This is a genomic window from Aliivibrio wodanis (assembly GCF_052920805.1).
This window is the reverse complement of sequence record NZ_JBREXA010000002.1, coordinates 2,099,060-2,121,408: the sequence shown is the minus strand read 5'-3', so window position 1 is coordinate 2,121,408 and position 22,349 is coordinate 2,099,060. Positions and strand designations below refer to the sequence as shown.

General features: G+C 37.7%; 19 protein-coding genes. 18 read left to right on the top strand and 1 reads right to left on the bottom strand.

Annotated elements, in window-relative coordinates; genetic code table 11:
• The first annotated feature begins 60 nt into the window (after positions 1 to 60).
• The 17 genes from ACU5DF_RS17705 to cysN all read left to right on the top strand — a co-directional run bounded on the left by ACU5DF_RS17705 (position 61) and on the right by cysN (position 17,092).
• Positions 61 to 1,104: a hypothetical protein gene (locus ACU5DF_RS17705; protein ID WP_446713704.1), complete on the top strand. Its 1,044-nt coding sequence runs from the start codon at positions 61 to 63 to the stop codon at positions 1,102 to 1,104.
• 71 nt (positions 1,105 to 1,175) lie between these two features.
• Positions 1,176 to 3,125, top strand: coding sequence for a rhamnan synthesis F family protein (locus ACU5DF_RS17700; RefSeq protein WP_446713703.1), 1,950 nt, complete (start codon positions 1,176 to 1,178; stop codon positions 3,123 to 3,125).
• Positions 3,126 to 3,128: 3 nt separating this feature from the next.
• A complete protein-coding gene (locus ACU5DF_RS17695; RefSeq protein ID WP_446713702.1) occupies positions 3,129 to 3,929 on the top strand; it encodes a hypothetical protein in 801 nt (266 codons plus the stop codon).
• Complete coding sequence (locus ACU5DF_RS17690; RefSeq protein WP_446713701.1) at positions 3,907 to 4,113, top strand: hypothetical protein; 207 nt, start codon at positions 3,907 to 3,909, stop codon at positions 4,111 to 4,113. The genes ACU5DF_RS17695 and ACU5DF_RS17690 overlap by 23 nt, the downstream gene beginning before the upstream one ends.
• Positions 4,110 to 5,294: a glycosyltransferase family 92 protein gene (locus ACU5DF_RS17685; protein ID WP_446713700.1), complete on the top strand. Its 1,185-nt coding sequence runs from the start codon at positions 4,110 to 4,112 to the stop codon at positions 5,292 to 5,294. The genes ACU5DF_RS17690 and ACU5DF_RS17685 overlap by 4 nt, the downstream gene beginning before the upstream one ends.
• A 12-nt stretch (positions 5,295 to 5,306) precedes the next feature.
• Positions 5,307 to 7,061 carry a glycosyltransferase family 2 protein gene (locus ACU5DF_RS17680; protein ID WP_446713699.1) on the top strand — a complete coding sequence of 585 codons (1,755 nt, stop codon included), beginning with the start codon at positions 5,307 to 5,309 and terminating at the stop codon, positions 7,059 to 7,061.
• A gap of 12 nt (positions 7,062 to 7,073) precedes the next feature.
• Entirely contained in the window at positions 7,074 to 7,910 is an 837-nt protein-coding gene (locus tag ACU5DF_RS17675; RefSeq protein ID WP_446713698.1) for a hypothetical protein, read from the top strand.
• A 13-nt stretch (positions 7,911 to 7,923) separates the two neighbouring features.
• The gene (locus tag ACU5DF_RS17670; protein ID WP_446713697.1) at positions 7,924 to 8,415 is read left to right on the top strand and encodes a tetratricopeptide repeat protein; all 492 of its coding nucleotides are present in this window, start codon (positions 7,924 to 7,926) and stop codon (positions 8,413 to 8,415) included.
• A 15-nt stretch (positions 8,416 to 8,430) separates the two neighbouring features.
• Entirely contained in the window at positions 8,431 to 9,396 is a 966-nt protein-coding gene (locus tag ACU5DF_RS17665; RefSeq protein ID WP_446713696.1) for a P-loop nucleotide/nucleoside kinase family protein, read from the top strand.
• A 23-nt stretch (positions 9,397 to 9,419) separates the two neighbouring features.
• Positions 9,420 to 10,379: an ADP-ribosyltransferase family protein gene (locus tag ACU5DF_RS17660; protein ID WP_446713695.1), complete on the top strand. Its 960-nt coding sequence runs from the start codon at positions 9,420 to 9,422 to the stop codon at positions 10,377 to 10,379.
• 7 nt (positions 10,380 to 10,386) lie between these two features.
• Positions 10,387 to 11,037 (top strand): ABC transporter ATP-binding protein, encoded by a 651-nt coding sequence (locus ACU5DF_RS17655; protein WP_446713694.1) that lies wholly within the window; start codon positions 10,387 to 10,389, stop codon positions 11,035 to 11,037.
• 2 nt (positions 11,038 to 11,039) lie between these two features.
• Positions 11,040 to 12,758, top strand: coding sequence for an SLC13 family permease (locus ACU5DF_RS17650; RefSeq protein ID WP_446713693.1), 1,719 nt, complete (start codon positions 11,040 to 11,042; stop codon positions 12,756 to 12,758).
• 37 nt (positions 12,759 to 12,795) lie between these two features.
• A complete protein-coding gene (gene cysD / locus ACU5DF_RS17645) occupies positions 12,796 to 13,710 on the top strand; it encodes a sulfate adenylyltransferase subunit CysD (RefSeq protein ID WP_446713692.1) in 915 nt (304 codons plus the stop codon).
• A gap of 153 nt (positions 13,711 to 13,863) precedes the next feature.
• Complete coding sequence (gene cysC, locus ACU5DF_RS17640; protein ID WP_446713691.1) at positions 13,864 to 14,490, top strand: adenylyl-sulfate kinase; 627 nt, start codon at positions 13,864 to 13,866, stop codon at positions 14,488 to 14,490.
• A gap of 539 nt (positions 14,491 to 15,029) precedes the next feature.
• Positions 15,030 to 15,314 (top strand): GIY-YIG nuclease family protein, encoded by a 285-nt coding sequence (locus ACU5DF_RS17635; RefSeq protein WP_446713690.1) that lies wholly within the window; start codon positions 15,030 to 15,032, stop codon positions 15,312 to 15,314.
• Between the two features lie 63 nt (positions 15,315 to 15,377).
• A complete protein-coding gene (locus tag ACU5DF_RS17630; protein WP_446713689.1) occupies positions 15,378 to 15,563 on the top strand; it encodes a four helix bundle protein in 186 nt (61 codons plus the stop codon).
• 113 nt (positions 15,564 to 15,676) lie between these two features.
• Positions 15,677 to 17,092 carry a sulfate adenylyltransferase subunit CysN gene (gene cysN / locus ACU5DF_RS17625; RefSeq protein WP_446713688.1) on the top strand — a complete coding sequence of 472 codons (1,416 nt, stop codon included), beginning with the start codon at positions 15,677 to 15,679 and terminating at the stop codon, positions 17,090 to 17,092.
• 65 nt (positions 17,093 to 17,157) lie between these two features.
• Here the strand turns inward: cysN and wecA are convergent, their stop codons facing one another.
• Positions 17,158 to 18,210, bottom strand: coding sequence for a UDP-N-acetylglucosamine--undecaprenyl-phosphate N-acetylglucosaminephosphotransferase (wecA, locus tag ACU5DF_RS17620; RefSeq protein ID WP_446713687.1), 1,053 nt, complete (start codon positions 18,208 to 18,210; stop codon positions 17,158 to 17,160).
• Positions 18,211 to 18,413: 203 nt separating this feature from the next.
• Between wecA and ACU5DF_RS17615 the strand changes: the two genes are divergently transcribed.
• Positions 18,414 to 22,250 (top strand): DEAD/DEAH box helicase, encoded by a 3,837-nt coding sequence (locus ACU5DF_RS17615; RefSeq protein ID WP_446713686.1) that lies wholly within the window; start codon positions 18,414 to 18,416, stop codon positions 22,248 to 22,250.
• The last annotated feature ends 99 nt before the right edge of the window (positions 22,251 to 22,349 follow it).

Below are 22,349 nucleotides of genomic sequence, written 5' to 3'. Positions count from 1 at the left end.
CCATATTAACGAGATATCAATACGTAAATGCTTAAAATTTCTCATAAAGAGCAACTAATTATGACAACAACTTCATTGCATCACCTTGGTTCGACGCTCCTTTCTCCAAGCTTATCTTTTCTTTCTCAGCAAGTTTCTCAAAGTGTACCTAAAGGTAATAAAGTCTTTTTCTTAGCCCGTGAAGGCTATTGGTTACAACAGGCTTATCAAACTTACAGTGCCGCAAAAGAAGAGGTAGATAACAGTCAATATCTTTTAGTTTCTCGTGCTTTTCTTTTTAAGGTTGGGCTTTCTAATCCTGAATCTTACCCTATTTCATTAAAAGGTGAGTTTAAAGGTACGCTTTATGATCTTATGCGTGCGCGTTTTATGCTAAGTAATTTAAGCATTAATGAAGTATTTACTGAAGAAGAACAAAAGCAAACAGTAGAGCTACCAACAGACATAAGTATGGTAAGCCTTTATTTAGAAAGTCGCCTAGAGAAGTTAACTCAAGTGACTGAAGAAACTCGCTCAACTTATTTTACCTATTTAACGGGCATTGGTTTTTTTGAGCAAGAGACTATTCATATGGTTGATCTTGGCTATAGCGGTACAATTCAAAAATTGATTACAATGTTGTTTAATAAAAACACGGTAGGTCATTATTTGATCGCATCTAACCCTGGTTCATCAATATGTAATGGTCATTCAATGGAAATGATTGGTTATTTGAAAGAAGGGGTGAAGCTGACAGAAGGATATCTTCCTCTTGATCGCTCTATGTTCTGGGAATCCTTACTAACAGCACCTGTAGGGCAGTTTCAGGATATTCGACCTAGTTTATTGCCAGATAGAGAGTTTGATTATTACTATGGTCGAAAAGTAGCAACCCAACATAATTTCCATTTACTTGAGCAGATTTGTGAAGGCGCATTAGAGACACTTCGTTGTCATGCAGAAAATGATATTACATTTACAAAAGAAGAAGTTGAGCTCTTATATACGTCATTTGTGACTAAAAATGGCATGTTACCTAAATCGAGCTGGCCACTTTTCTCTATTGATGATGATATCTCAAGTTATGGCACGGTAGAGCCGTTGGCATTCTTTGGTCTAAAGTAATGAGATTTCAAGAGACGATTAAAAAAAATCACCCTTGGGTAATAAAGAACATACAAAAAAGTAGAATTTTGATGATGTTAGCAAAAATAGTTAAAAAAATAGTCAATAAAATAAGCACTCAGGAAGTTACTAATGCAGTATTAACTTCAGAGCAGCACCATATCCTTAATATGGCTAAGCAACATGGTTTATTTAATTTTGAATGGTATTGTGAGCATCAACAAGCGACGTTTCTGACAGAAGAAGCGGCCTTTGCTGATTATCTATATAAAAGTACATTCTCGACCGCCAACCCTTCTCCTGCATTTTGTACTGAGACATATCATAAAAGTAATATGGATGTATATCATTCTGGTGGTAGCCCTTTAACTCATTATCTAACGACAGGGCAATATGAAGGAAGGCACAATGAAAGCTTTATGCCTAAATTTGAGCCTAAAGATAAGTTATTGCCATCTACAACAGTGTCTGAGATTAAAGAATTAAAAATTGCAGTATGTTTACACGTTTTTTATGAAGACTTTATCGATTATTACGTACATTGTTTGAACCACTTTCCAACCAATGTAGATGTTTATATTAGCCTAAGTAAACCAGAATTTGTGGATACCGCAGTAGAGCGTTTTGGTACGGTTAAAAATGTTAAAAACATCAAAACAGCGGTAGTACCAAACCGAGGGCGTAACTTTGGTCCTATGTTGGTTGAGTTTGCTCAAGACTTACAAGAGTATGATTTATTCTGTCATTTACACTCTAAAAAATCGCTGTATTCGGGTACGGAGCAAAAACAATGGGCTAATTATTTAGGCGAATATTTGCTTAAAGATAATCAAGTTATTACTCGAATGTTGAACCAGTTTGTTGAAGATCCTGAGTGTGGTATCTATTACCCAACGTCATTTTGGATGATGCCTGATTGGGTGAATCATTGGCTGAAGAATAAATCATTTTCAAGTGCTTTAGCTAAAGAGTGGGGCTTAGACATTAATACTGAGTTCCTTGCTTATCCTGTGGGCGGTATGTTTTGGGCTAGACCGGCAGCCTTAACTCAGTTGCTTGATAAAGAGTATCAATATGAAGATTTCCCTGAAGAACCACTACCAAATGATGGTTCTGAACTACATGCTTTAGAGCGTTGTATCGGGCTATTAGCAGAAAAAAATGGCTATAAACAACTGTTCTATTATCCATCTTTAGGTAAATTTACTTATCAACAAGATTTCATGTTCTCAAATTATGTGAACTCTCAAGAGCGACTAACCAATAAACTGCGACCTTTTGAAACGGTTTCTTTTGATGTGTTTGATACCTTGGTTCGCCGAAGTCATCATGTGCCTGATTATGCCAAATTAAAGCTAGGTCAATACTTAGTCAGTCAGGGGCTAGTGAATAATGCTCATGAGCTTGTGAAGTTACGTAATACGTCTGAATTTGAAGTTCGTAAGGCAAAGCAATTTCAAGGTGATGTCACTATTTATGAAGCTTATCAACAATTAGCATCGTCACTGTCATGGTCTGAAGAGCAAGCTAAACAATATGCAGATATGGAGTTTGCTTACGATCTTGATATGATCGAAAGTAAAGATGAAATGGTTGATATCTTGAACAGCTTATTTTTAGCGGGTAAAGAGATTTATATTATTTCAGATACCTACTATACCGAAGCGCAGATAGTTCTTATGCTGAGAAAAGCGGGTGTGACTAATGGCTATAAACTTTACGTCTCTTCTGAGCTGGGTTTACGTAAAGACAGTGGCACCATGTGGGCATTTATTAGTAAGCAACTGAGTGACAATAATAAAACCTCTTTTGTGCATGTAGGTGATAATGCGGTCGCAGATGCTCAAATTCCTGGTGACTTTGGTCTGGCAAATCTTCATATTTTGAATCCTCTTGATAAATGGCAAGCTGCTGGATGGGATAACCCATTTGTTGGTGAGAATGCATTAAATGAGAAAGAGATCATAAAATGGGGGCCTTTGGTCAGTAACTTTGGTCGTTATCCGTTCTTGGGGGAATAAGTGATGAAAAAAACGATATATTTACATGTAGGCCCTCATAAAACAGGGACGACATTACTACAAAAACACTTTTTAGATCATAGCGATACTCTTGCTAAAAATGGGGTGATTTACCCTAGAAACTACATGGCAATTTTTGGGCATCATAAATTTCGTGATCGTTTAGAAAAAAGAACGTTAAATCAGCAAGATATTGATTTTTTTCATCAATCAAAGCATGACTTCTTTATCTCAAGCGAAGATTTCATTTCTTTAAATAAGCCAGATTTTGAGTACCTAAGAGATACTTTGTCTGCCATGAATATTGTTATTATTTATTCATGGCGTCGTGCTAGCTTGAAAATGTATTCGATTTGGCAAGAAATTATTAAACATGGTGGTAGTCAAACTTTTTACGAATACTACTATGATCATCTTGCAAAGCCTGGGCAGAGCCAAATGCTTAGCGCTGATCTTAAAGTAAAAATGTTCTCTGATGTGTTTGGTAAGAATAATATTCAAGTATTGGATTATGACGCATCTGCAAAAAATAAGAGTTTAATTGCTGATATGTTAAGCCTAGTTGGTTTGCCTGCTAATTTACTGCCAGAACCTGAAAGGTCAAAGGCCAGTAATGTCTCGTTATCATCTGAAGATGTTGAGCTTATTCGCGTATTAAATAGTATTTGTGAGAAAAAATATGGCATTTTTGGTAGTGCGGTAAGAGAGTGTATTCTCAGAAATTATGAGGGACTAATGGCCTCTCATGGCTCCTTTTTAAAAGAACATATGAAAAAGCCAAATGACATCAATTTCTGTAGGTAATTATTTTATAGATCACCGTGCAGATGCTCAAATGACACATCACTTTTTAGATAATATTTTTAACTATGAAAAGAGCACAATAGTTAAAAATATCACTATTCCTAATACTATGTGGTTTTTAAATGAAGAGTGTTATTTAAAAGTGAATGCGTTAGCTGAAGAGATAAAAAATAAACTAATATGAATAAAGTAAAAATAGTTGCAATAGCTAAAGATGAAGCGGCTTATTTTTCAGAATGGGTTCACCACCATTTATTTGTGGGGGTGAATTCCATTGATGTGTATGTTAATCGTACAACGGATAATTCTGTTGAAGTGCTCGATAAAATTAGCAAAGCTTACCCTCAAGTCTCAGTTAAAAATGCTGATTGGATTGATACGTGTTCGACTTCTGTGCGATCTGCTATGCAATATATCACTTATGCTAAGGCATTTACTGAAGAAAAAGAGCGTGGGGAGTTCACGCATTTACTGTTTATTGATATCGATGAATTTTGGATTTCGAAAGACTTTAATAAGAAAATTGCTGACTGTATTAATGAGATTGGCTGTGATAACCCAATCGCCTTTGAGTGGTTAAATGAATCACCAGCAATAGAGCCTTTTCAAACGTTATCGCAGACATTATCTGGTGTGCAATCTAATTTAGTAAAAACACTAGTGCCTTTAAACTCTGTGGTAAAGCATATTGATATTCATTTACCAATTTTTGCTGAAGCAACGCCTGCTATATTATTGGCGGATGGCTCTATTGCCTCTCGAAAAGAGGGAATGAAACAAGCAGTGCAAACAGATATTGAAAAGATTAAAGATTACTTTATTTTACATCGCTCAATTCGATCTCATTTTGAGTATGTTTCTTTACTTCTTAAGGGTAACCCTGAGGATGATCATCCGTTTAAGCAAAACCGAAAAGGTATAAAAACATTTGGTAATGATTTTGTTCAGACAGTAGAGTTAAATGAAGTTAACTTTGTGACTTATCAAAACTCTTTTTTAAAATTTCAGCAGAGTTGTGATTATTCTGTAGAGATAGAAGAGGCGAAGGCGTTTGTTACCCAGCGTTATAGTGATTCAATCAAGGCACTAAAAAATAGCATTCATGGTAATTATAATATTTTACGATCTATTTTTTTTGGTGTTGAAATAGATGAAATTAGAGTGCTATTTAAATCGTATCGTATGGATATTATTGAGTCAAAAAGATATACATTGCAAGACTTAAGGCATTTTTATAACGATACTTTTTTTTATGATGAAGATGAAGCTTTTATTTATATATCGTTAGCAAAGAAAGTGCATCCTACTGGTCCTTGGATCAATGACGAATATAACAAGCTAAATAACAAACGAAACAGTAAGTAATTGTTAAATATTATGATTAGATTATTGCCATTACGACTACGTGAAACACTAAGAAGCATAGATTGGTTAGCTAGATTATATCGAAAGTATGTTATTAACATGCCTTTAGATGGTAGCTATGATGAGATTGTAGCGCATCAACAAGTTATGTTAGATAAGGTTGAAGGTAACAATGACATTAGTATTTCGTTGATTGTTCCTACGTATAACCCTGATCTTTCTCTGTTTAAAAAAATGATTCAATCTGTTTGTAACCAAAGTCATCTTAATTGGCAATTGGTTATTGTAGATGACGCATCTCACAATGAGTCTCTTTCTGCTTATTTGTCTGAGTTGAAAAGTGATGAGCGAATTGCTGTCGTTGAGCGTGAAACTAATGGTCATATTTCAGCGGCTTCGAACTCCGGTTTGTCTGTGGCTACAGGCGATTATATAGCTTTATTAGATCATGATGATGAGCTTCATATTCATGCATTAAAAGCGATGTCAGCTGCGATAACTAAAACACCAACAGCTCAAGTTCTTTATAGTGATGAAGATAAGTTTAATCATAAAGGACAGCGAGTATCTCCTCACTTTAAGCCTAAATGGAATCCTGATTTATTGTATTCAATGAATTATGTATCGCATTTGGGTTTGTATCAGCGTGACTTAGTCATGAAAGTGGGAGGTTTTAGAGAAGGTTATGAAGGTAGCCAAGATTACGATCTGCTTTTGCGTTGTGTAAAATTATGCCAAGCGAGCGATATTATTCATGTTCCTTATGTTCTATATCACTGGAGAGCGTTAAGAGGCTCAACAGCGTTTGCTGAATCTGAAAAATCATACTCTGAAAATGCAGGATTAAGAGCGCTACAAGATCATGTTTCTTCATCTGGAGCAAATGTTGAGCTAGGGCTATTACCTAATACTTATAAAGTAAATTGGCCTTTACCTGACAGTAACCCACTGGTTTCTATTATTATGCCAACTAAGAATGGCAAGGCGTTGGTTGAGCAGTGTATTCAATCTGTTTATGAAAAAAATAACTATGCTGAATTTGAAGTATTATTAGTTGATAATCAGTCAGATGAGAAAGAAAGTATCGATTATTTTTCTCTACTTGAGTCTCAGGGGAAGATTCGTCTGCTTTCTTTTCCCCATGCTTTTAATTACTCTGCGATTAATAATTATGCGGTTTCTGAAGCGCGTGGTTCGATCGTAGTATTGATGAATAATGACATAGAAGTAATCTCTGAAAATTGGCTATCTGAAATGGTGTCATTAGTCTCTAGGGATGAAGTGGGCTGTGTCGGTTCGAAGCTTTACTACCCTAATGGTAAAATACAGCATGGTGGTGTAATTATTGGGCTTGGTGGCGTTGCTGGACATTCTCATAAGTATTTCCCTAAAAATAGCCCCGGTTATTTCAAACGATTGAAAGTCGTTCAAAATCTATCTGCTGTTACTGCGGCATGTTTGGCTGTTCGTAAATCTGTCTTTTTAGAGGTAGGTGGCTTAAACGAAGAGAGTCTAACTATTGCATTTAATGATGTGGATTTCTGTTTAAAGGTGCAAGCGAAAGGCTATTATAACGTTTGGTCTCCTTATGTTGAAATGGTTCACCATGAATCAATTAGCAGAGGAGCTGAAGATACCCCCGAGAAACAAGCTAGATTCACAAGTGAGGTTAACTTTATGAAGACCTCATGGGGAGACAGTTTACTTCATGATCCTTGTTATAGTGAGTGGCTCACCTTGGATAGGGAAGACTTTACCTTTAGGTAATGAAAAAGATAAATGAAAAAAATAATTATTCATGCAGGTCCAGGTAAAACGGGAACGTCGGCAATACAGTATTGGTGTGTTAGCCATCGTGAAATATTACAGAAAAATGGTGTTTTTTATCCAGAACATGCTTTAGATAAAAATAAAGTAAGTAATGGGCACATTGGTTTAATAGCAAAAAGAAATGAAGAACAAAAATACATTATAGATGAGAGTAAGCTTAATGTGTTGCTGTCTGAGTTTCAGCTTAGCGGTTGTGATTGTCTATTATTATCTTCTGAGTATTTTGTTGAGCATATCCCAGAGCTACTTAAGTTACTGGATAATAGTAATATTCTCCTTTATTTTCGAGACCCAATTGAACTGCACCAGTCGTCTTATATTCAGAAGGTAAAACGACATCAGTGCAGTGATGCCTATAAAATTCGATCTCACATTAATTATCCAATTTTAAATTTAATGGATAGATTAATGTTAAATGTAGAGAGTGATCGGATTTTTATTCGACCTTATGACGTATCACTTTCTGGATCTAACGATTTAGTTTCTGATTTCTTAAACTTTGTGAAACCTGACTTATCTCTACGAGTGAATTTTCAGAAAAGCACCAGAATAAATGAATCTTATTCGTTTGCTGCGCTAGAGTTTAAACGGCTATGTAATTTCTTTCCGATTGAAAAAATTGAAATGAAGTTAGATTCTATCCTGCAAGAGCTAGAGGGAAGAGAAAGAGATTATTCACTTTTGTCTTATACATCATATAGTCATCATATTGCTAAAATGAAGCTTAAGCTTTCCTCTATACAAGCAAAGTATTCATTAGAACAATCAGGGTTTATGGCTAAATGAAGTGAATGTTTGGTTGTCTAAGCTTGAAAGTGACATGAAAGTGAAGGCATTGCCAGTGTGCTTGTTGGATGATCTTGAAAAAATTGCCAATAAAATAAAGCAGCATGATCCTGTGTTTTTTTCAAAATTAGCTCAAATTATAAGCTTAAACCCATTTATTTATGTAGGTGAGCAGGCGTTCTTTGGTTTGTTTGAGCAGGATAAATTAAGAAAAAGAGATTATTTTTTATTAAAGAAAACGAAAAGAAATTATTCTGAACCCACTGTTTCAACTCCTGATATGTCTGCATTTAATCACCTTAGAAAACGTCTGAATATGGGAACAAGTGTTAATCAGGTTATGATTTATGCTGCAATGGCTGATTTTATGCTTGAATCTGGTGAGAGTGAGATGGCAGAGAAGTTGATTAATAAAGCAATTGAACTTAATCCAACCAATGAACTTGCGTTAACTTTAGTTAATCCTATTAGAATGCAAGCACAGTCTGGTAAGCATGAGAAGTAAGCATGAGAAGTAAGCATGAGAAGTAAGCATGATATAGCTGAGCGCATTAAATCGTTACGTATTGCCAATGTATCAGGAAAACGTCTTGCGATTATTGGTAATGACCTCTCTATTTATGAGAAATTCTATTACTTTGATGATGCACTAAGTGTTGTGCTTTTCGATGGACTTAAGTTTGATAATGATTTGAAATCATTTTTAGAACATTGGAAGAGTGAAGGCTCTCAGTTTGATATCATCATCATGCTATATAGTGATGAGTTAAATGCGATTTATTCTAATTTGTTACATCTGTCTTTGTTGAAGCTCTCTCCATCGTCCTTGTTATGTGTTGATTTTCCTAAGAATAGTCGTTGGTTGTTTGGTGTGAAAGATAGGCAGGCAAGGGTATTTAGTTTATTGAATGATTTTGCAAAAAAGGTCATTAATAGCCATGGTAGAAAGTTAGCTGCAGGGTGTGATTCCTCTTGTGTTTATCATATTCAAGTGAAAAAAAACTATGTTTTCTTGTTAACGGGATCACCAGGAACAGGGAAATCTACATTAGCTTCTTCTTGTTTTTCTGCGTCTGAACTGCCTATTATTTCGGGCGATAAAACGTATAAAGACATTTTTGAAGGAAGAGTAGCGATAAGTGAACAGTCTGATGCTGTAATAAAAGAGGATTTTCAGCCTAACCGTATTTATCGTTTAACTCAGCGTCTATTAGAATCCCAACTAGAGGCTGAATTAGTGGCATGTTGGGTTGATTTAGCAAAGCATCAATCATTTGTATTGGATTCCTGTATTCCGAACATTTTCTTGGAAAAGGTTGAACTAGAGTTTAAGCAGCAAGGCTATATTCCTGTTCGCTTAAATTGGGAGAGTGAACCGACAATGGAAATGGAAGGTTTAACAGAGCAGAAAGTAAGTCAATTTTCTAAGCAGTTAACTAAAGGAACTAGTGTATTACGTGGTTTGTTGTATAAAAATAACCGTTGACTAAATAAACAGTAGGTGTCCGTGTGTTTGATTTTTTTAAAAAAATAATTGCGAAGAAGAGTCGTAAATCTGCTGGAGGTTTTTTTGTTCATATACCAAAAACTGCAGGCACTAGCTTTAGAAAAAGTCTAGAGAATGAAGTCAACGTATTTACTGATTATCCTAAAACACAGTCAGAAATGGTAAAACGAGTTATTTATGACAAAAAAGATAAGTACAGTTTCTTTCAAGAATTAAAAGTAGAAAATAGCTGGTTAGCTGGTCATGTATCGTTTAGGAAGTACAGTTCAATTTATTCGCCTCTTGCAGTATGTACTTTCTTAAGAGATCCCGTTGAGCAAGTTCTCTCTCATTATAATCATTTTGTTACGCATTCAAATTACAACAAAGGGTTGAAGCATTTTATTGGCGAGAGTCGTTTTTGTAATGTTCAATCTAAGTACCTTTCTGGTGTTCCTATTGAGTTGCTAGGATGTGTTGGAATTCAAGAAAGGTATTCTGAATCTCTTGATATGATTAATCATCACTTTAACTTAAATTTGTGTAATTCAAGTAGCAATGTAAACAATAGCAAAACAGTAGCATCACAAGATCTAGATAAAGATTTGCTTGATCTTGTTCTAAGTAAGAATATGGATGATGTTAACTTGTACCGGAAAGCAAAGCTGCTGTTTACTGTTCGGTATGAGGTTTTTTCCCATCGTAAATATGAGTGGGTTCATGGCTATTATTCCCTAGATGATTCGGTCTTATCAGGAATCGCTTATTTTTCTAAATCAGAAACTCCTGTAGAGCTAGAGTTAGAGGTAAATGGTGTGGTAATCGAGAAGTTAACAGCAAAGGAATCGGCAAAGACAGAGCTTGATTTGTTATTACCTAGATTATCCCATGTCGCTTTTTCTTCAGATGTATCTGCAATCGATGATCTTAACTCTTTAGTGATTTATGTATCAGGAACCCGTCAGCAATTAAAACTATTGTGATTAAGAGATGATTGAATTACGTAATTTAACAAAGTATTACCCTTCTGAATTGGGTAATCAGTATATTTTTAAAGATATCTCCATGACCTTACCTGAAGGGCGAAATATTGCTATTTTGGGCTCAAATGGTGCAGGTAAATCTACTTTATTTCGCATTCTTGCTGGTAGCGAATACCCTAATAAAGGAAAAGTGATTACCGATAAATCTATTTCTTGGCCTGTTGCTCTTGCTACTGGGATTCATAGTAAAATGACTGGTCGAGAGAATACTCGTTTTATTGGACGAGTAAATGGTGTAGTTGATTTAGATGAATATGAAAGAAAGGTGAGGGGATTTGCTGAGCTAGCACTTAAATATGATCTACCTGTTCAGACGTATTCTAGTGGTATGAGATCTCGCTTAGCATTTGGTTGCTGTATTGCGATTGATTTTGACGTTTATTTAATAGATGAAGCGACTTCGGTTGGTGACCAAAAATTTAAACGCAAAGCAAAGCAAGCCTTACTGAATAAAAGTAAAACAGCCAATGTGATCATGGTAAGCCATGATATGGATGAAATCAGAGAGTTTTGTGATAGCGCGATTATTTTACATCAAGGTGAATTGACCTTTTATGGTGATTTAGAAGAAGCACTGACGGTTTATCAAGAGTTGTAATAATGTCTATTTTTGTTTTATGTGTCTTTATTGTTACTATTGCGGGCCTTATTAAATTTCAAAATTACCCTGAGCGTATTTTTGGAGCGACATTGTTGGTTCTTTATATCTCCGAATCAGTAACAACGGAGCAGCTCATTGGCAGTTTTTCTAATCGAGGGCTATTGACGCTTATTTTATTAATGGTGTGCTCATTAGCATTAGAAAAAACTCGCATTCTCAGGTTGATTGCTAAAGCTGTTATCAAACCCAATTATTACACGACCTGGATTCGGTTATTCGGGTTAACGACGATAGCCTCAGCCCTGCTAAATAATACTGCTGTTGTTTCTACTATGTTAGCGCCAATTCGTAATAACCCTTATCACGCTGCAAGTAAATTATTACTTCCTCTTTCTTATGCTGCTATTTTGGGTGGTACATTAACTCTGGTAGGAACCTCTACTAACTTAATTGTAAATAGTTTAGTTATTGATGCTGGCCTTCCCTCGCTGCGATTTTTTGACTTTACCTTAGTGGGAAGCTGTGTTGTTTTATCATGTGGTATTGTCTTGCTGTTATTGAGTCGATTTTTACCTGAACATAATGTTATTAGTGAAGATGTAGAAAATTATTTAATAGATTCGAAAGTTAAATCAGGGTCTTCATTAATTGGTAGAAGCATTGAAGATAATGGACTAAGGCATTTAGAGTCTCTATTTTTAGTTGAGGTGATTCGACAAGAGAGGCTGCTGAGCCCGGTAGCTCCTAGTGAGATAATTCAAGAAGGTGATCGTTTAGTATTTAGTGGTGATGTCACTAAAGTGATGCAACTTAATCAATTCGATGGCTTATCTTTATTTGCGCATGAGAATGGCTTACCACTAGCCAATTTGACGGAAGTGGTCGTTCGTCCTGAAAGTATTCTATTGGGAAAGAGTTTAAAGCATGCCGGATTTCGTGCTTTGTTTGATGCCGCGGTAGTGGCTATTAAGCGAGATGGTGAGCCGGTTTCTGGTAAGCTAGGCGATGTTATTATTCAGGCGGGTGATTACTTGGTACTAGCCGTTGGTAAGGATTTTAAAACTCGTAAAAATGTGAGTAAGAACTTTATCGTCGTAAGTGGTGTTGAACCTGATAGCATGCTTAGTGGTGCCAAAGAATGGCTAGCGGTAGGTGGTTTTTTTGGGGCGATCGCATTAGCTGCATTTGGTGTGGTTTCATTATTTAAAGCGATGTTTTTATTGCTTGGTGTTTTTTTGGTTAGTTCATGTTTATCCCCATCTGAAATTATACGCCGTTTACCAGTGAACATTTGGGTGGTGATTGCTTCGGCCTTATGTCTTTCCCAAGCTTTAAGTAATAGCGGTTTATTATCGATGCTTGATGAGGTAATACGCCATTACTCTAGTTCATTGTCTCCTTTAGCAGCGTTAATTATTATTTATGTATTAACGTGGTGGTTAACAGAGCTAGTCACTAATAATGCGGCAGCTGCGTTACTGTTTCCAATCGCATATGGAGTCTCGCTAAGTTTAGATGCAAATCCAATGGCGTTTATTATGGCGGTGGCATTTGGTGCTAGTGCCAGTTTTGTTAGCCCTTATGGTTACCAGACAAACCTAATGGTCTTTAATGCGGGGCAATATAGTATTAGAGACTTTATGAAAATAGGGTTTCCTCTAAGTTTGGTTTATGGAGTAGCTGCTATCAGTGCTATTTTATGGGTGTTTGGGTTATAATTTTTTCAATTCAATTTTTAATGATTAGGGACAGTGAATGAACATTTCACCATCACGTATGACACATTTAAAGCAGCTAGAGGCGGAGTCGATTCATATCATTCGTGAAGTTGCTGCAGAGTTTGATAACCCGGTAATGCTTTACTCTGTTGGTAAAGATTCTTCGGTTATGCTGCATTTAGCAAAAAAAGCGTTTGCACCTGGCATTCCTCCCTTCCCTCTTATGCACGTTGATACTACGTGGAAATTTAAAGAGATGATCCAGTTCCGTGATTACATGGCGGAAAAAGTGGGTATGAAGCTGATTGTTCATAAAAACCCTGAAGGTGTTGAAATGGGTATTAACCCGTTTGTTCACGGTTCATCTAAGCACACTGATATCATGAAAACTCAAGGCTTAAAACAAGCATTGGATATGAACGGTTTTGATGCGGCTTTTGGTGGCGCACGTCGTGATGAAGAGAAATCTCGTGCTAAAGAGCGTGTTTACTCTTTCCGTGATGAACACCACCGTTGGGACCCGAAAAATCAACGTCCTGAGTTATGGAACATCTATAACGGTAAAGTGAATAAGGGCGAGAGTATTCGTGTATTCCCTCTTTCTAACTGGACTGAGCTTGATATTTGGCAGTATATCTACCTAGAAAGCATTGAAATTCCTGAGTTATACCTATCAAAACCTCGCCCAGTTGTTGAGCGTGACGGTATGTTAATCATGGTTGATGATGAGCGTATGGAGCTGAAAGAAGGCGAAGTTGCTGAGGAGAAGATGGTACGTTTCCGTACTCTTGGCTGTTACCCATTAACGGGTGCGGTTGAATCTGAAGCGACAACGCTTCCAGAAATTATTCAAGAAATGCTACTTACTACGACATCTGAGCGCCAAGGCCGAGCAATCGATCATGATTCTTCTGGCTCGATGGAGAAGAAAAAGCGCGAAGGGTATTTTTAAGAGCAGAGGCGAGAAGCGGGGACGGACTTCGTCCTGCGAGAGGCGAGGAAAAGCAAAGAGCTTTGTTTTTTGAATGATATCAATTAATTAAGGATTAATGAGGTTTGACACTAGCTTCTCGCAGCGAAGCGATCTCAAATCTCGGTTCTCAATATGACTCCATATGAAGTAAAACAAAACGATTCAGTTAGCGATGATGTGGTGTGGCATAACTCTACGGTTACCCATGCAGATCGCGCTAAACAGAAAAACCAAAAGCCAGTGGTACTTTGGTTCACCGGGCTTAGTGGCTCAGGTAAATCAACAGTGGCTAATGCGGTTGAAAGTAAATTGTTAAGCCTAGGTAAGCACAGCTATTTACTTGATGGCGATAATGTTCGTCATGGATTAAATAAAGACTTGGGCTTTAGTGATAAAGACCGTGTTGAAAACATTCGTCGTATTGGTGAAGTAGCTAAGCTGTTTGTTGATTCTGGTGCGATTGTGTTAACGGCGTTTATTTCTCCGTTTATTGCTGATCGAACTCAGGTACGTGAATTACTCAGTGAAGACCAATTTTTAGAGGTGTTTATTGATACGCCTTTAGAAGTGTGTGAGCAACGTGATCCAAAAGGCTTATACAAAAAAGCTCGCGCAGGTGAGATCAAGCATTTCACCGGTATTGATTCAGAATATCAAGCGCCAATCAACGCTGAGATCCATGTACAAACAGCGAACAAATCAATTGAAGAGTGTGCTGAGCAAATTGTTAGCGCATTAATAACAAAAGAATATATTTAAGAGCAGGGGGCGAGAAGCGAGAGTGGACTTCGTCCTTCGAGATGCGAGGGAAGAGCAAAAGCAGATTCCGGATAGTTCGTCCCTCACTTCCGGAATGACGGATTACGTTCTAATATGACACTTGTGCTATAGCGATGGTCGTTGTCGTCATCCCGGAAACGAGAGAGAGCAAAAGCAGATTCCGGATAGTTCGTCCCTCACTTCCGGAATGACGGATTACGTTCTAATGTGACACTTGCGCTATGGCGATGGTAGTTGTCGTCATCCCGGAAACGAGAGAGAGCAAAAGCAGATTCTGGATAGTTCGTCCCTCACTTCCGGAATGACGGATTACGTTCTAATGTGACACTTGTGCTATAGCGATGGTCGTTGTCGTCATCCCGGAAACGAGAGAGAGCAAAAGCAGATTCCGGATAGTTCGTCCCTCACTTCCGGAATGACGGATTACGTTCTAATGTGACACTCGCGCTATGGCGATGGTCGTTGTCGTCATCCCGGAAACGAGGAACGAGTTATCCGGGATCTAAAGGAGTATAAGTATGAAAGAATCTTATGTTTATATTCTGATGTCAAAAAATAAACAGGTGCTTTATGTTGGAGTCACAACTCAGTTGAAACAAAGGGTTTGGCAGCATAAAAATGGTGTTACTCCAGGATTTACAAGCAAATATCATGTTCATGACCTTGTTTACTATGAAGTATTTGATTTATTAGAAAATGCTATTCTACGAGAGAAAAAGCTGAAAAAGTGGAAGCGAGATTGGAAGGATAAGTTGATTTTGGATTTTAACCCTAATCTATCTGACCTTTATTACGAGATCTAAAAGCAGATTCCGGATAGTTCGTCCCTCACTTCCGGAATGACGGATTACGTTCTAATGTGACACTTGCGCTATGGCGATGGTAGTTGTCGTCATCCCGGAAACGAGGAACGAGTTATCCGGGATCTAAAAACTCAAATTATTATCGGAGAAAGAATTGGTTATATACCGCCAGAGCTTTCTTACAAATTAAAAGATGAGTGCGAAGAAATATCTAAAATTCTTGGTGCTCTAATTCGAAATATTAATTGATAGGTTAAGTAAGACTTTAACCTATCTAATAAAAGTTTAATGGAACGTTATGGCTGAATCGAATGACACCTCGTCTCTCGATTCTCGCCTCTCGATTCTATTCCGGAGGAACAATGTCTCACTCTTCAGAACTCATCGCTACGGATATCGAAGCGTATTTAAAAGTACATGAAAATAAAGATCTACTGCGTTTCTTAACGTGCGGTAACGTGGATGATGGTAAATCAACACTAATTGGTCGTCTGTTATTTGATTCAAAATTAATTTATGAAGATCAAATGGCGGCTATCGAGAAAGATTCTCAAAAGTTTAATACAACAGATGGTGACTTTGATTTAGCTCTGCTAGTAGATGGTCTGCAATCTGAACGTGAGCAAGGCATTACCATTGATGTGGCTTACCGCTATTTCTCTACAGATAAGCGCAAGTTTATTATTGCAGATACTCCAGGGCACGAGCAATACACTCGTAACATGGTTACTGGTGCATCAACGTGTGATTTAGCGATTGTAATGGTTGATGCTCGTCGTGGTATTCAAACGCAAACTCGTCGTCATAGTTATATTTGTTCTTTGCTAGGTATTAAGCACATTATTGTTGCGATCAACAAGATGGATTTAATGGAATATAGCCAAGAAGTGTATCAACAGATTAAAGCTGATTACCGTGAAATGGCGAAAAGCTTTAATATTGATGATATTCGTTTTGTACCTATTTCAGCCTTGAATGGTGATAACGTAGTGAACCCAAGTGAAGCGATGGATTGGTATCCAGGTGCAACACTAATGAAACTGCTTGAAACGGTAAAAGTTGATCAAGATAAAAATCTTGAGCACATGCGTTTCCCTGTTCAATATGTGAATCGTCCAAATCTAGATTTCCGTGGTTTCTGCGGTACATTAGCCTCAGGTCTTGTTCAAGTCGGCGACGAAGTGACAGCCATTCCTTCTGGTAAATCATCAACAGTGAAATCTATTTATACTTTTGATGGTGAGTTGGATTCCGCTCAACCAGGGCAAGCAATTACTATTACCCTTGAAGATGAAATTGATGTTTCTCGCGGTGATATGCTAGTGCATAAAGGCCATGAACCATCGACAACGAGTGAGTTTGATGCTCATATTGTGTGGATGGATGAAAACCCATTACGTACACAGAAAGAATATACTTTTAAGTTTGCAACTAAATCTTGCGCGGGCAAAATTTCACAACTTGAACATAAAATTGATGTGAATACACTTGAGCAGCACATCGAGAAGTATGATTCTTTAGAGCTAAATGAAATCGCATTAGCTGCAATTAGTTTAACTGATAAAGTAGCGATTGATGAATACCAAAACCTTCCTCAAACAGGGGCGTTTGTTGTTATTGACCGTCACACGAATGTTACTGTTGGTGCAGGCATGGTTTCTGCTCTTCGAAGCGAAGCGTCTTCGGATCTAGTTTCTCGAACTTATTCTTCTGCTGAAAAAGAATTGAATGCATATGTTCGTAAACATTTTCCTGAATGGGGTTGTGGTGAGATCTAAATAAACCACTACTTAGATTACTATGAACCAAAAAAAGCTCGCTATATCAGCGAGCTTTTTTGTGTTTAAAATTTAGCGATAAGTTTCTTAATATAACTAGTTAGTCGCCAAATATAAGCTAAACAAAGATAGTAAATACCAAATAATAAGATGAATGAATAGAACATTATGCTTTCTGATATTTCAACAGACTCAGCCCAAATACCAAACGTTGCGCATAATAAAGCACTAGTACAAATTAGAAATAATGAAGCTGAAGAGCTTAATCCTAGGTGCTGGCAAATATGGTGTAAATGTTCTTTATCAGGTTTAAAAGGCGATTTTCTTTGTTTTATACGGCGAATCATTACTGCCGTCATATCCATTAAAGGGATTGCAATTAACCACAGTGCAGTTACTGGACGTAATGGTGGTTGACTGTTATTTTGGCTTGATAACAATAATAACCAGATCACGGTAAAACCGATTAACATGCTGCCAGCATCCCCCATGAACACTTTTCTTTTTTTTCCAAAAGCCCCCAGGTTAAATAAAATATACGGTAGTGTTGCGATACAAAGGATAAGACAAAAATAAGCTAATGACTGCTCTCCATGAGATGCCAGTATAAAACCTAAACTCCCAAAGGTAACACTAGATAATCCCCCAAGTAAGCCATCCATTCCATCTACCATATTAAAGGCATTAATAGCGCCAATGACGGCAAAAACAGTAATAATATAGCCAGAATGTCCTAATGTAACATTTCCAAAACCAAACATATTACCTAATGATTCTAGATTTGTATCAGTAAAGTACATCATTAAGATAGATATAATTGTCTGGATTAAGAATCTAAATTTAAAGCTGATATCATATTTATCATCAATAGCACCGATGAAAGTGAGAGCACAAATACAAAAAATATAAAGTTCAGAATGGGGCAATAAAGTTGGATTATTATACAAGTATTGAACGATTATCAAGCAGGTGGAAATTCCTCCAATAAGTGGAATTTGACCTATATGCCGTTTTCGCTCATTAGGTTTATCAACTAAGCCAATTTTACGGGCAGCTTTGCGTAAGATAAAGAGATACGCTAAAGAGGAAATGAATACAAAATTTAAATCTAATAGCATAATAAATTACAGCGTTAGCGTTAAATAAAAGGAGAAAGGTATCAATGAAGACCCTTCAAGCAAGCGGATAATTATATCATTGATTGTTTATTAGAAGGAGCGTAAATCCATTTCATTATGTAAACAAATAGTCAATTACTTTTCTTTTGCGCCACTCCTTCTGCTATTCTCCCAAGGTCTTAGGCTATTTTGTGAGTTTACCCATGTCGCTTCCCCCAATACTTTTTGCACAACAAACATCATTTGAACATATGGTGATCTTTTCTGTTTTGAGCTGTGAATCAAATACACTAGCTAACGTAAAAAAAACCGCTGTGCAGCTATCGCCATTGGATGAAAATGAAGTTGTTCAGGCTTTAGATGAGTTAATTGAACAGAAATTATTGCAGAAAGAGGGGAGTAAAATAGTTTTCACACCTCAAGGATTTGCTAAAGGGTTGATTGCTGTCGCTCATGTTGATAGTGAGAGTATAGACAGTTTGATGAGGGCTAATGCAGGCACCGATAAGGCTCCTTATGCTGGTCTATTTGCTTTCTTACTAGGGCATGATTGGTTTGTTACTTCAAGCAAGTTACTGACTTTATTTTCAGAATTAACCGAACAATCTTTGAGTTTGTGTTCAGACTCAAGTAGCTGGCATTTAAATGGCTATATGTGGGAAACCATGTTTGCTCAAATCATGATGAGTAACTGGTATTGCTTGATGATGGAACGCCCCAATAAAGATGAGTTTGAAGTGGCTTTAGAGGTACTCGGTGATTGGCATCTCAATCAATTTGATGTGAATTTTTCATTTGATAAATGGTGCTTTGCGAACAAGATAAAAAGTAATCACCTATTTGATTCACCTCACTTTGATAGTGCTTACCTTACTCATCGAAACCAATTTCGTCCTTTAGAATCATCAAAGCTCTCTTTTACTCATTTATGTGACTTGGCTTTAGTTAGTGTTCTCGACCCTTCTTTATTACCTAAAGTAAAAGAGAATTTAACGATGGCGCTTCATCATATGCCGCCCTTGTCTGCGACCTATTGGCAACAATCGATTGACTTTATTACTGCGAGTGATGAGGTATTAATTCAACACTTTGAAAATCCTGATCGTTGGTTGGCTTCTTTAGTAACTAAGCAAACGTTAGGAAATAAACAAGGCCAAATCGCATGGGGGCGAATGTTGATTGAGTCGATTATAGCTTATCGTTTACGTGATAATACCGATGTATGGATTGGCTTAATGACATTGGCTAAGAATCAAGTGGTGACTACATTACTTGAGTCTACTGAGAACTTTGCGTTGGCGCAGGTAGCCAAGAATGCGTTAGCAAGATTGGTTGATCAAGAAACCCCATTAATTCATGTCGCTTCTCCTTGGCAGCAGTGGCTAACGCGTATTGATGGTGTATTAAATACTCAAGTTGCAAGTAAAGAACGGTTAATTTGGCAACTTGAGCCGTTAGCAATGAAGGTTGATGCCAAAATACAGGTTAAGAATAAGCGTGGTTGGAGTCAGGGACGAAAAGTCGCTTTAGATAAGTTTGGTTATAAACATAAAGAGCTGTTGAGCCCAAGTGATACGGCAATTCTTTCTGCTGCCTCTTATGACGGTATGATATGGGGTGGTGGCTCAAAAGTGACTAAGCCGGTTGCTCATGCCTTGTGTGATGCTGATAATCTTTATGATCATAATGGTGAACAAGTCTCTTTTTATCGAGATACGCCTCTATTAGTGTGGCACTCAGTCGGTGAAGAGTTGGCATTTGAGGTATACCCTTATTATTCCGAGCGTACTTGTGCTCAGCCTTGGTTGTATAAATCTGATGGCAGTGTGTTTCGCTTTATTGATGCGCCTGAGCAGTTAACCGAGTTTTTGGAAGAGTTAAGAGATCGTGATCCGCATTTTCCTGCTACTCAAACGGCAGAGTTAATTTCTGTTTTGGGTGATAACGTACATTGGTTTGATACTGATGAACAGCAAGGGACGGTCAAACGAGGTGAATGTGTTACTGAGCCTCAACTGTGGCTAGCTTGGAATGGACTGTCGTTGGATGTCGCCATTGAATATGGTTCGCAAGATAACAGCGTGAGTTGGCCTCCTGGTAAAGGAGCTGAGTGGGAAAGTGGTTTTAATGGCATTTGGTATCAACGTGATCTTGCTAGTGAAAAGCGTCAAGCCAAATTGTTAGTTAAAGAGCTAGGTTTAGAAAAAAGCAAAGAGTTTACTTGGCAAATTAAAGGTGAATCAGCATTAGAGTTTATTACTCAAATTGATGGTGATTTAAGTGCGGCTTTGCATTGGAAAGCGGACAGTCAGCAAGTAAAGGTGATTGGGGTTGATAATTTTTCAATGTCGATCAATCAAAAGCAGAATTGGTTTGAGGTTGATGGTCGAGTCAATATTGATGGCGATTTAGAGATGGATCTTCGTCAATTATTAGCGCATCACCGTACTGGTTTCGTGAGTTCTGATAATTCGTCATTAACGGTATTAATTTCTGAGCAGTTACGTCGCCAATTGAGTTTATTGGATAGCTTGGTTAATGACGATCATTTGGTTGATCAACGCATGGCGTATCCGTTGCAAAAATTGGTCGAGTCGATGTCGGCCAACAGTGATGACGCGTGGGATCAATTAGTTAATGAATGGCGGGTAAAACCAGAGTTAGATGCTGATTTGTTACTGCCATTACGAGATTATCAAACAGAGAGTGTGCTGTGGGCGGCGCATTTATCACAACATGGTTTTGGTGCTTGTCTTGCTGATGACATGGGTTTAGGTAAGACGCTACAAGGGTTAACCTTATTGAGTCATTACCGTGAGCAAGGCCCAAGTTTGGTGGTGTGCCCTAAATCGGTATTGACCAATTGGCAACAAGAAGCAGAACGTTTTACACCTAATTTAGTGATGATTGATTTAGAAGCGTGTGATGATCGTTTAGCGGCAATTAAAGCGGCTGGCCCAAGTGATGTGGTGGTTCTTAGTTATGGTTTAGTGACGCGTTTAGCTGAAGCATTAAATGATATTGAGTGGAATTGTGCGGTGCTTGATGAAGCTCAGCAGATTAAAAACCCACAAGCGAAGCGTTCAAAAGTGGTGTTTGGATTACAAGCTGCGCACCGTTTTGCTTTATCGGGAACGCCTGTTGAAAACCATTTAGTTGAGTTGTGGAGCCTGTTTTCTTTCTTAAACCCTGGTTTGCTTGGTGATCTTAAATCGTTCCGTTCTAAATACTCACAAGCTGCGAAGCAACAGCAAGATATGTTGAGATTAAAAGCCTTGGTGAGCCCATTTATTATGCGTCGTACCAAAGCGGAAGTATTAACAGAGTTACCTGCAAAAACAGAAGTGGTTCATCATGTTGAGTTATCAAATAAAGAACGTACGGCTTATGAAGCGGTAAGAAAAGAGTCTTTAGCTAATTTAAAGAGTGAATCAAGCCGTGGTGTGGTTGAGGTGTTTGCGGCACTAACCAAATTGCGTCAGATCTGTTGTGATCCGAGTTTGGTTTTTGATTCGATGAAAGAGGAAACAAGCACCAAGTTAGCTGAAGCACAGAGTTTGATAGAAGAAGCATTAGATGGTGATCATAAGGTATTGGTGTTCAGTCAATTTGTTGGAGTTTTGCAACGCTTTTCAGCGCAGTTAACAGAGTCGAATATTTCGTTCAGTTATCTTGATGGAAAATTGAGTACTAAAAAGCGTCAGGCGGCAATTGATGCGTTTAAAGATGGCACTAATTCAGTGTTTTTGATCAGTTTAAAAGCCGGCGGTACAGGGTTGAACTTGACGGAAGCTGATACGGTGATTCACATTGATCCTTGGTGGAACCCTGCGGTGGAAGATCAAGCCAGTGACCGTGCCTATAGAATGGGTCAACAAAAGCCTGTAACGGTTTATCGTTTAGTGACTAATAATACCATTGAAGAGAAGATCATCGCTTTGCATCATGATAAGCGTGATCTGGCTGATCAAGTGTTGTCGGCAAGTTCGAGCAGTAAGACGTTAGACCCACAGCAGCTGTTAGGGTTGTTGGAGGGGTAAGAGCTTGAAATACAGGTTTCAGGCGCTGCGCTTAAAGGGTTCAGGGGTGATCGTTGTAGGTAAAGCGATCTATAATACTGTTCCCTCCCCTTAATAAGG

Bases quoted from the DNA above. Each gene is read 5' to 3' on its own strand.
- ACU5DF_RS17705 (WP_446713704.1), top strand. From the start codon at position 61: ATGACAACAACTTCATTGCATCACCTTGGTTCGACGCTCCTTTCTCCA.
- ACU5DF_RS17700 (WP_446713703.1), top strand. From the start codon at position 1,176: ATGATGTTAGCAAAAATAGTTAAAAAAATAGTCAATAAAATAAGCACT.
- ACU5DF_RS17695 (WP_446713702.1), top strand. From the start codon at position 3,129: ATGAAAAAAACGATATATTTACATGTAGGCCCTCATAAAACAGGGACG.
- ACU5DF_RS17690 (WP_446713701.1), top strand. From the start codon at position 3,907: ATGACATCAATTTCTGTAGGTAATTATTTTATAGATCACCGTGCAGAT.
- ACU5DF_RS17685 (WP_446713700.1), top strand. From the start codon at position 4,110: ATGAATAAAGTAAAAATAGTTGCAATAGCTAAAGATGAAGCGGCTTAT.
- ACU5DF_RS17680 (WP_446713699.1), top strand. From the start codon at position 5,307: ATGATTAGATTATTGCCATTACGACTACGTGAAACACTAAGAAGCATA.
- ACU5DF_RS17675 (WP_446713698.1), top strand. From the start codon at position 7,074: ATGAAAAAAATAATTATTCATGCAGGTCCAGGTAAAACGGGAACGTCG.
- ACU5DF_RS17665 (WP_446713696.1), top strand. From the start codon at position 8,431: ATGAGAAGTAAGCATGATATAGCTGAGCGCATTAAATCGTTACGTATT.
- ACU5DF_RS17655 (WP_446713694.1), top strand. From the start codon at position 10,387: ATGATTGAATTACGTAATTTAACAAAGTATTACCCTTCTGAATTGGGT.
- ACU5DF_RS17650 (WP_446713693.1), top strand. From the start codon at position 11,040: ATGTCTATTTTTGTTTTATGTGTCTTTATTGTTACTATTGCGGGCCTT.
- cysD (WP_446713692.1), top strand. From the start codon at position 12,796: ATGAACATTTCACCATCACGTATGACACATTTAAAGCAGCTAGAGGCG.
- cysC (WP_446713691.1), top strand. From the start codon at position 13,864: ATGACTCCATATGAAGTAAAACAAAACGATTCAGTTAGCGATGATGTG.
- ACU5DF_RS17635 (WP_446713690.1), top strand. From the start codon at position 15,030: ATGAAAGAATCTTATGTTTATATTCTGATGTCAAAAAATAAACAGGTG.
- cysN (WP_446713688.1), top strand. From the start codon at position 15,677: ATGTCTCACTCTTCAGAACTCATCGCTACGGATATCGAAGCGTATTTA.
- wecA (WP_446713687.1), bottom strand. From the start codon at position 18,210: ATGCTATTAGATTTAAATTTTGTATTCATTTCCTCTTTAGCGTATCTC.
- ACU5DF_RS17615 (WP_446713686.1), top strand. From the start codon at position 18,414: ATGTCGCTTCCCCCAATACTTTTTGCACAACAAACATCATTTGAACAT.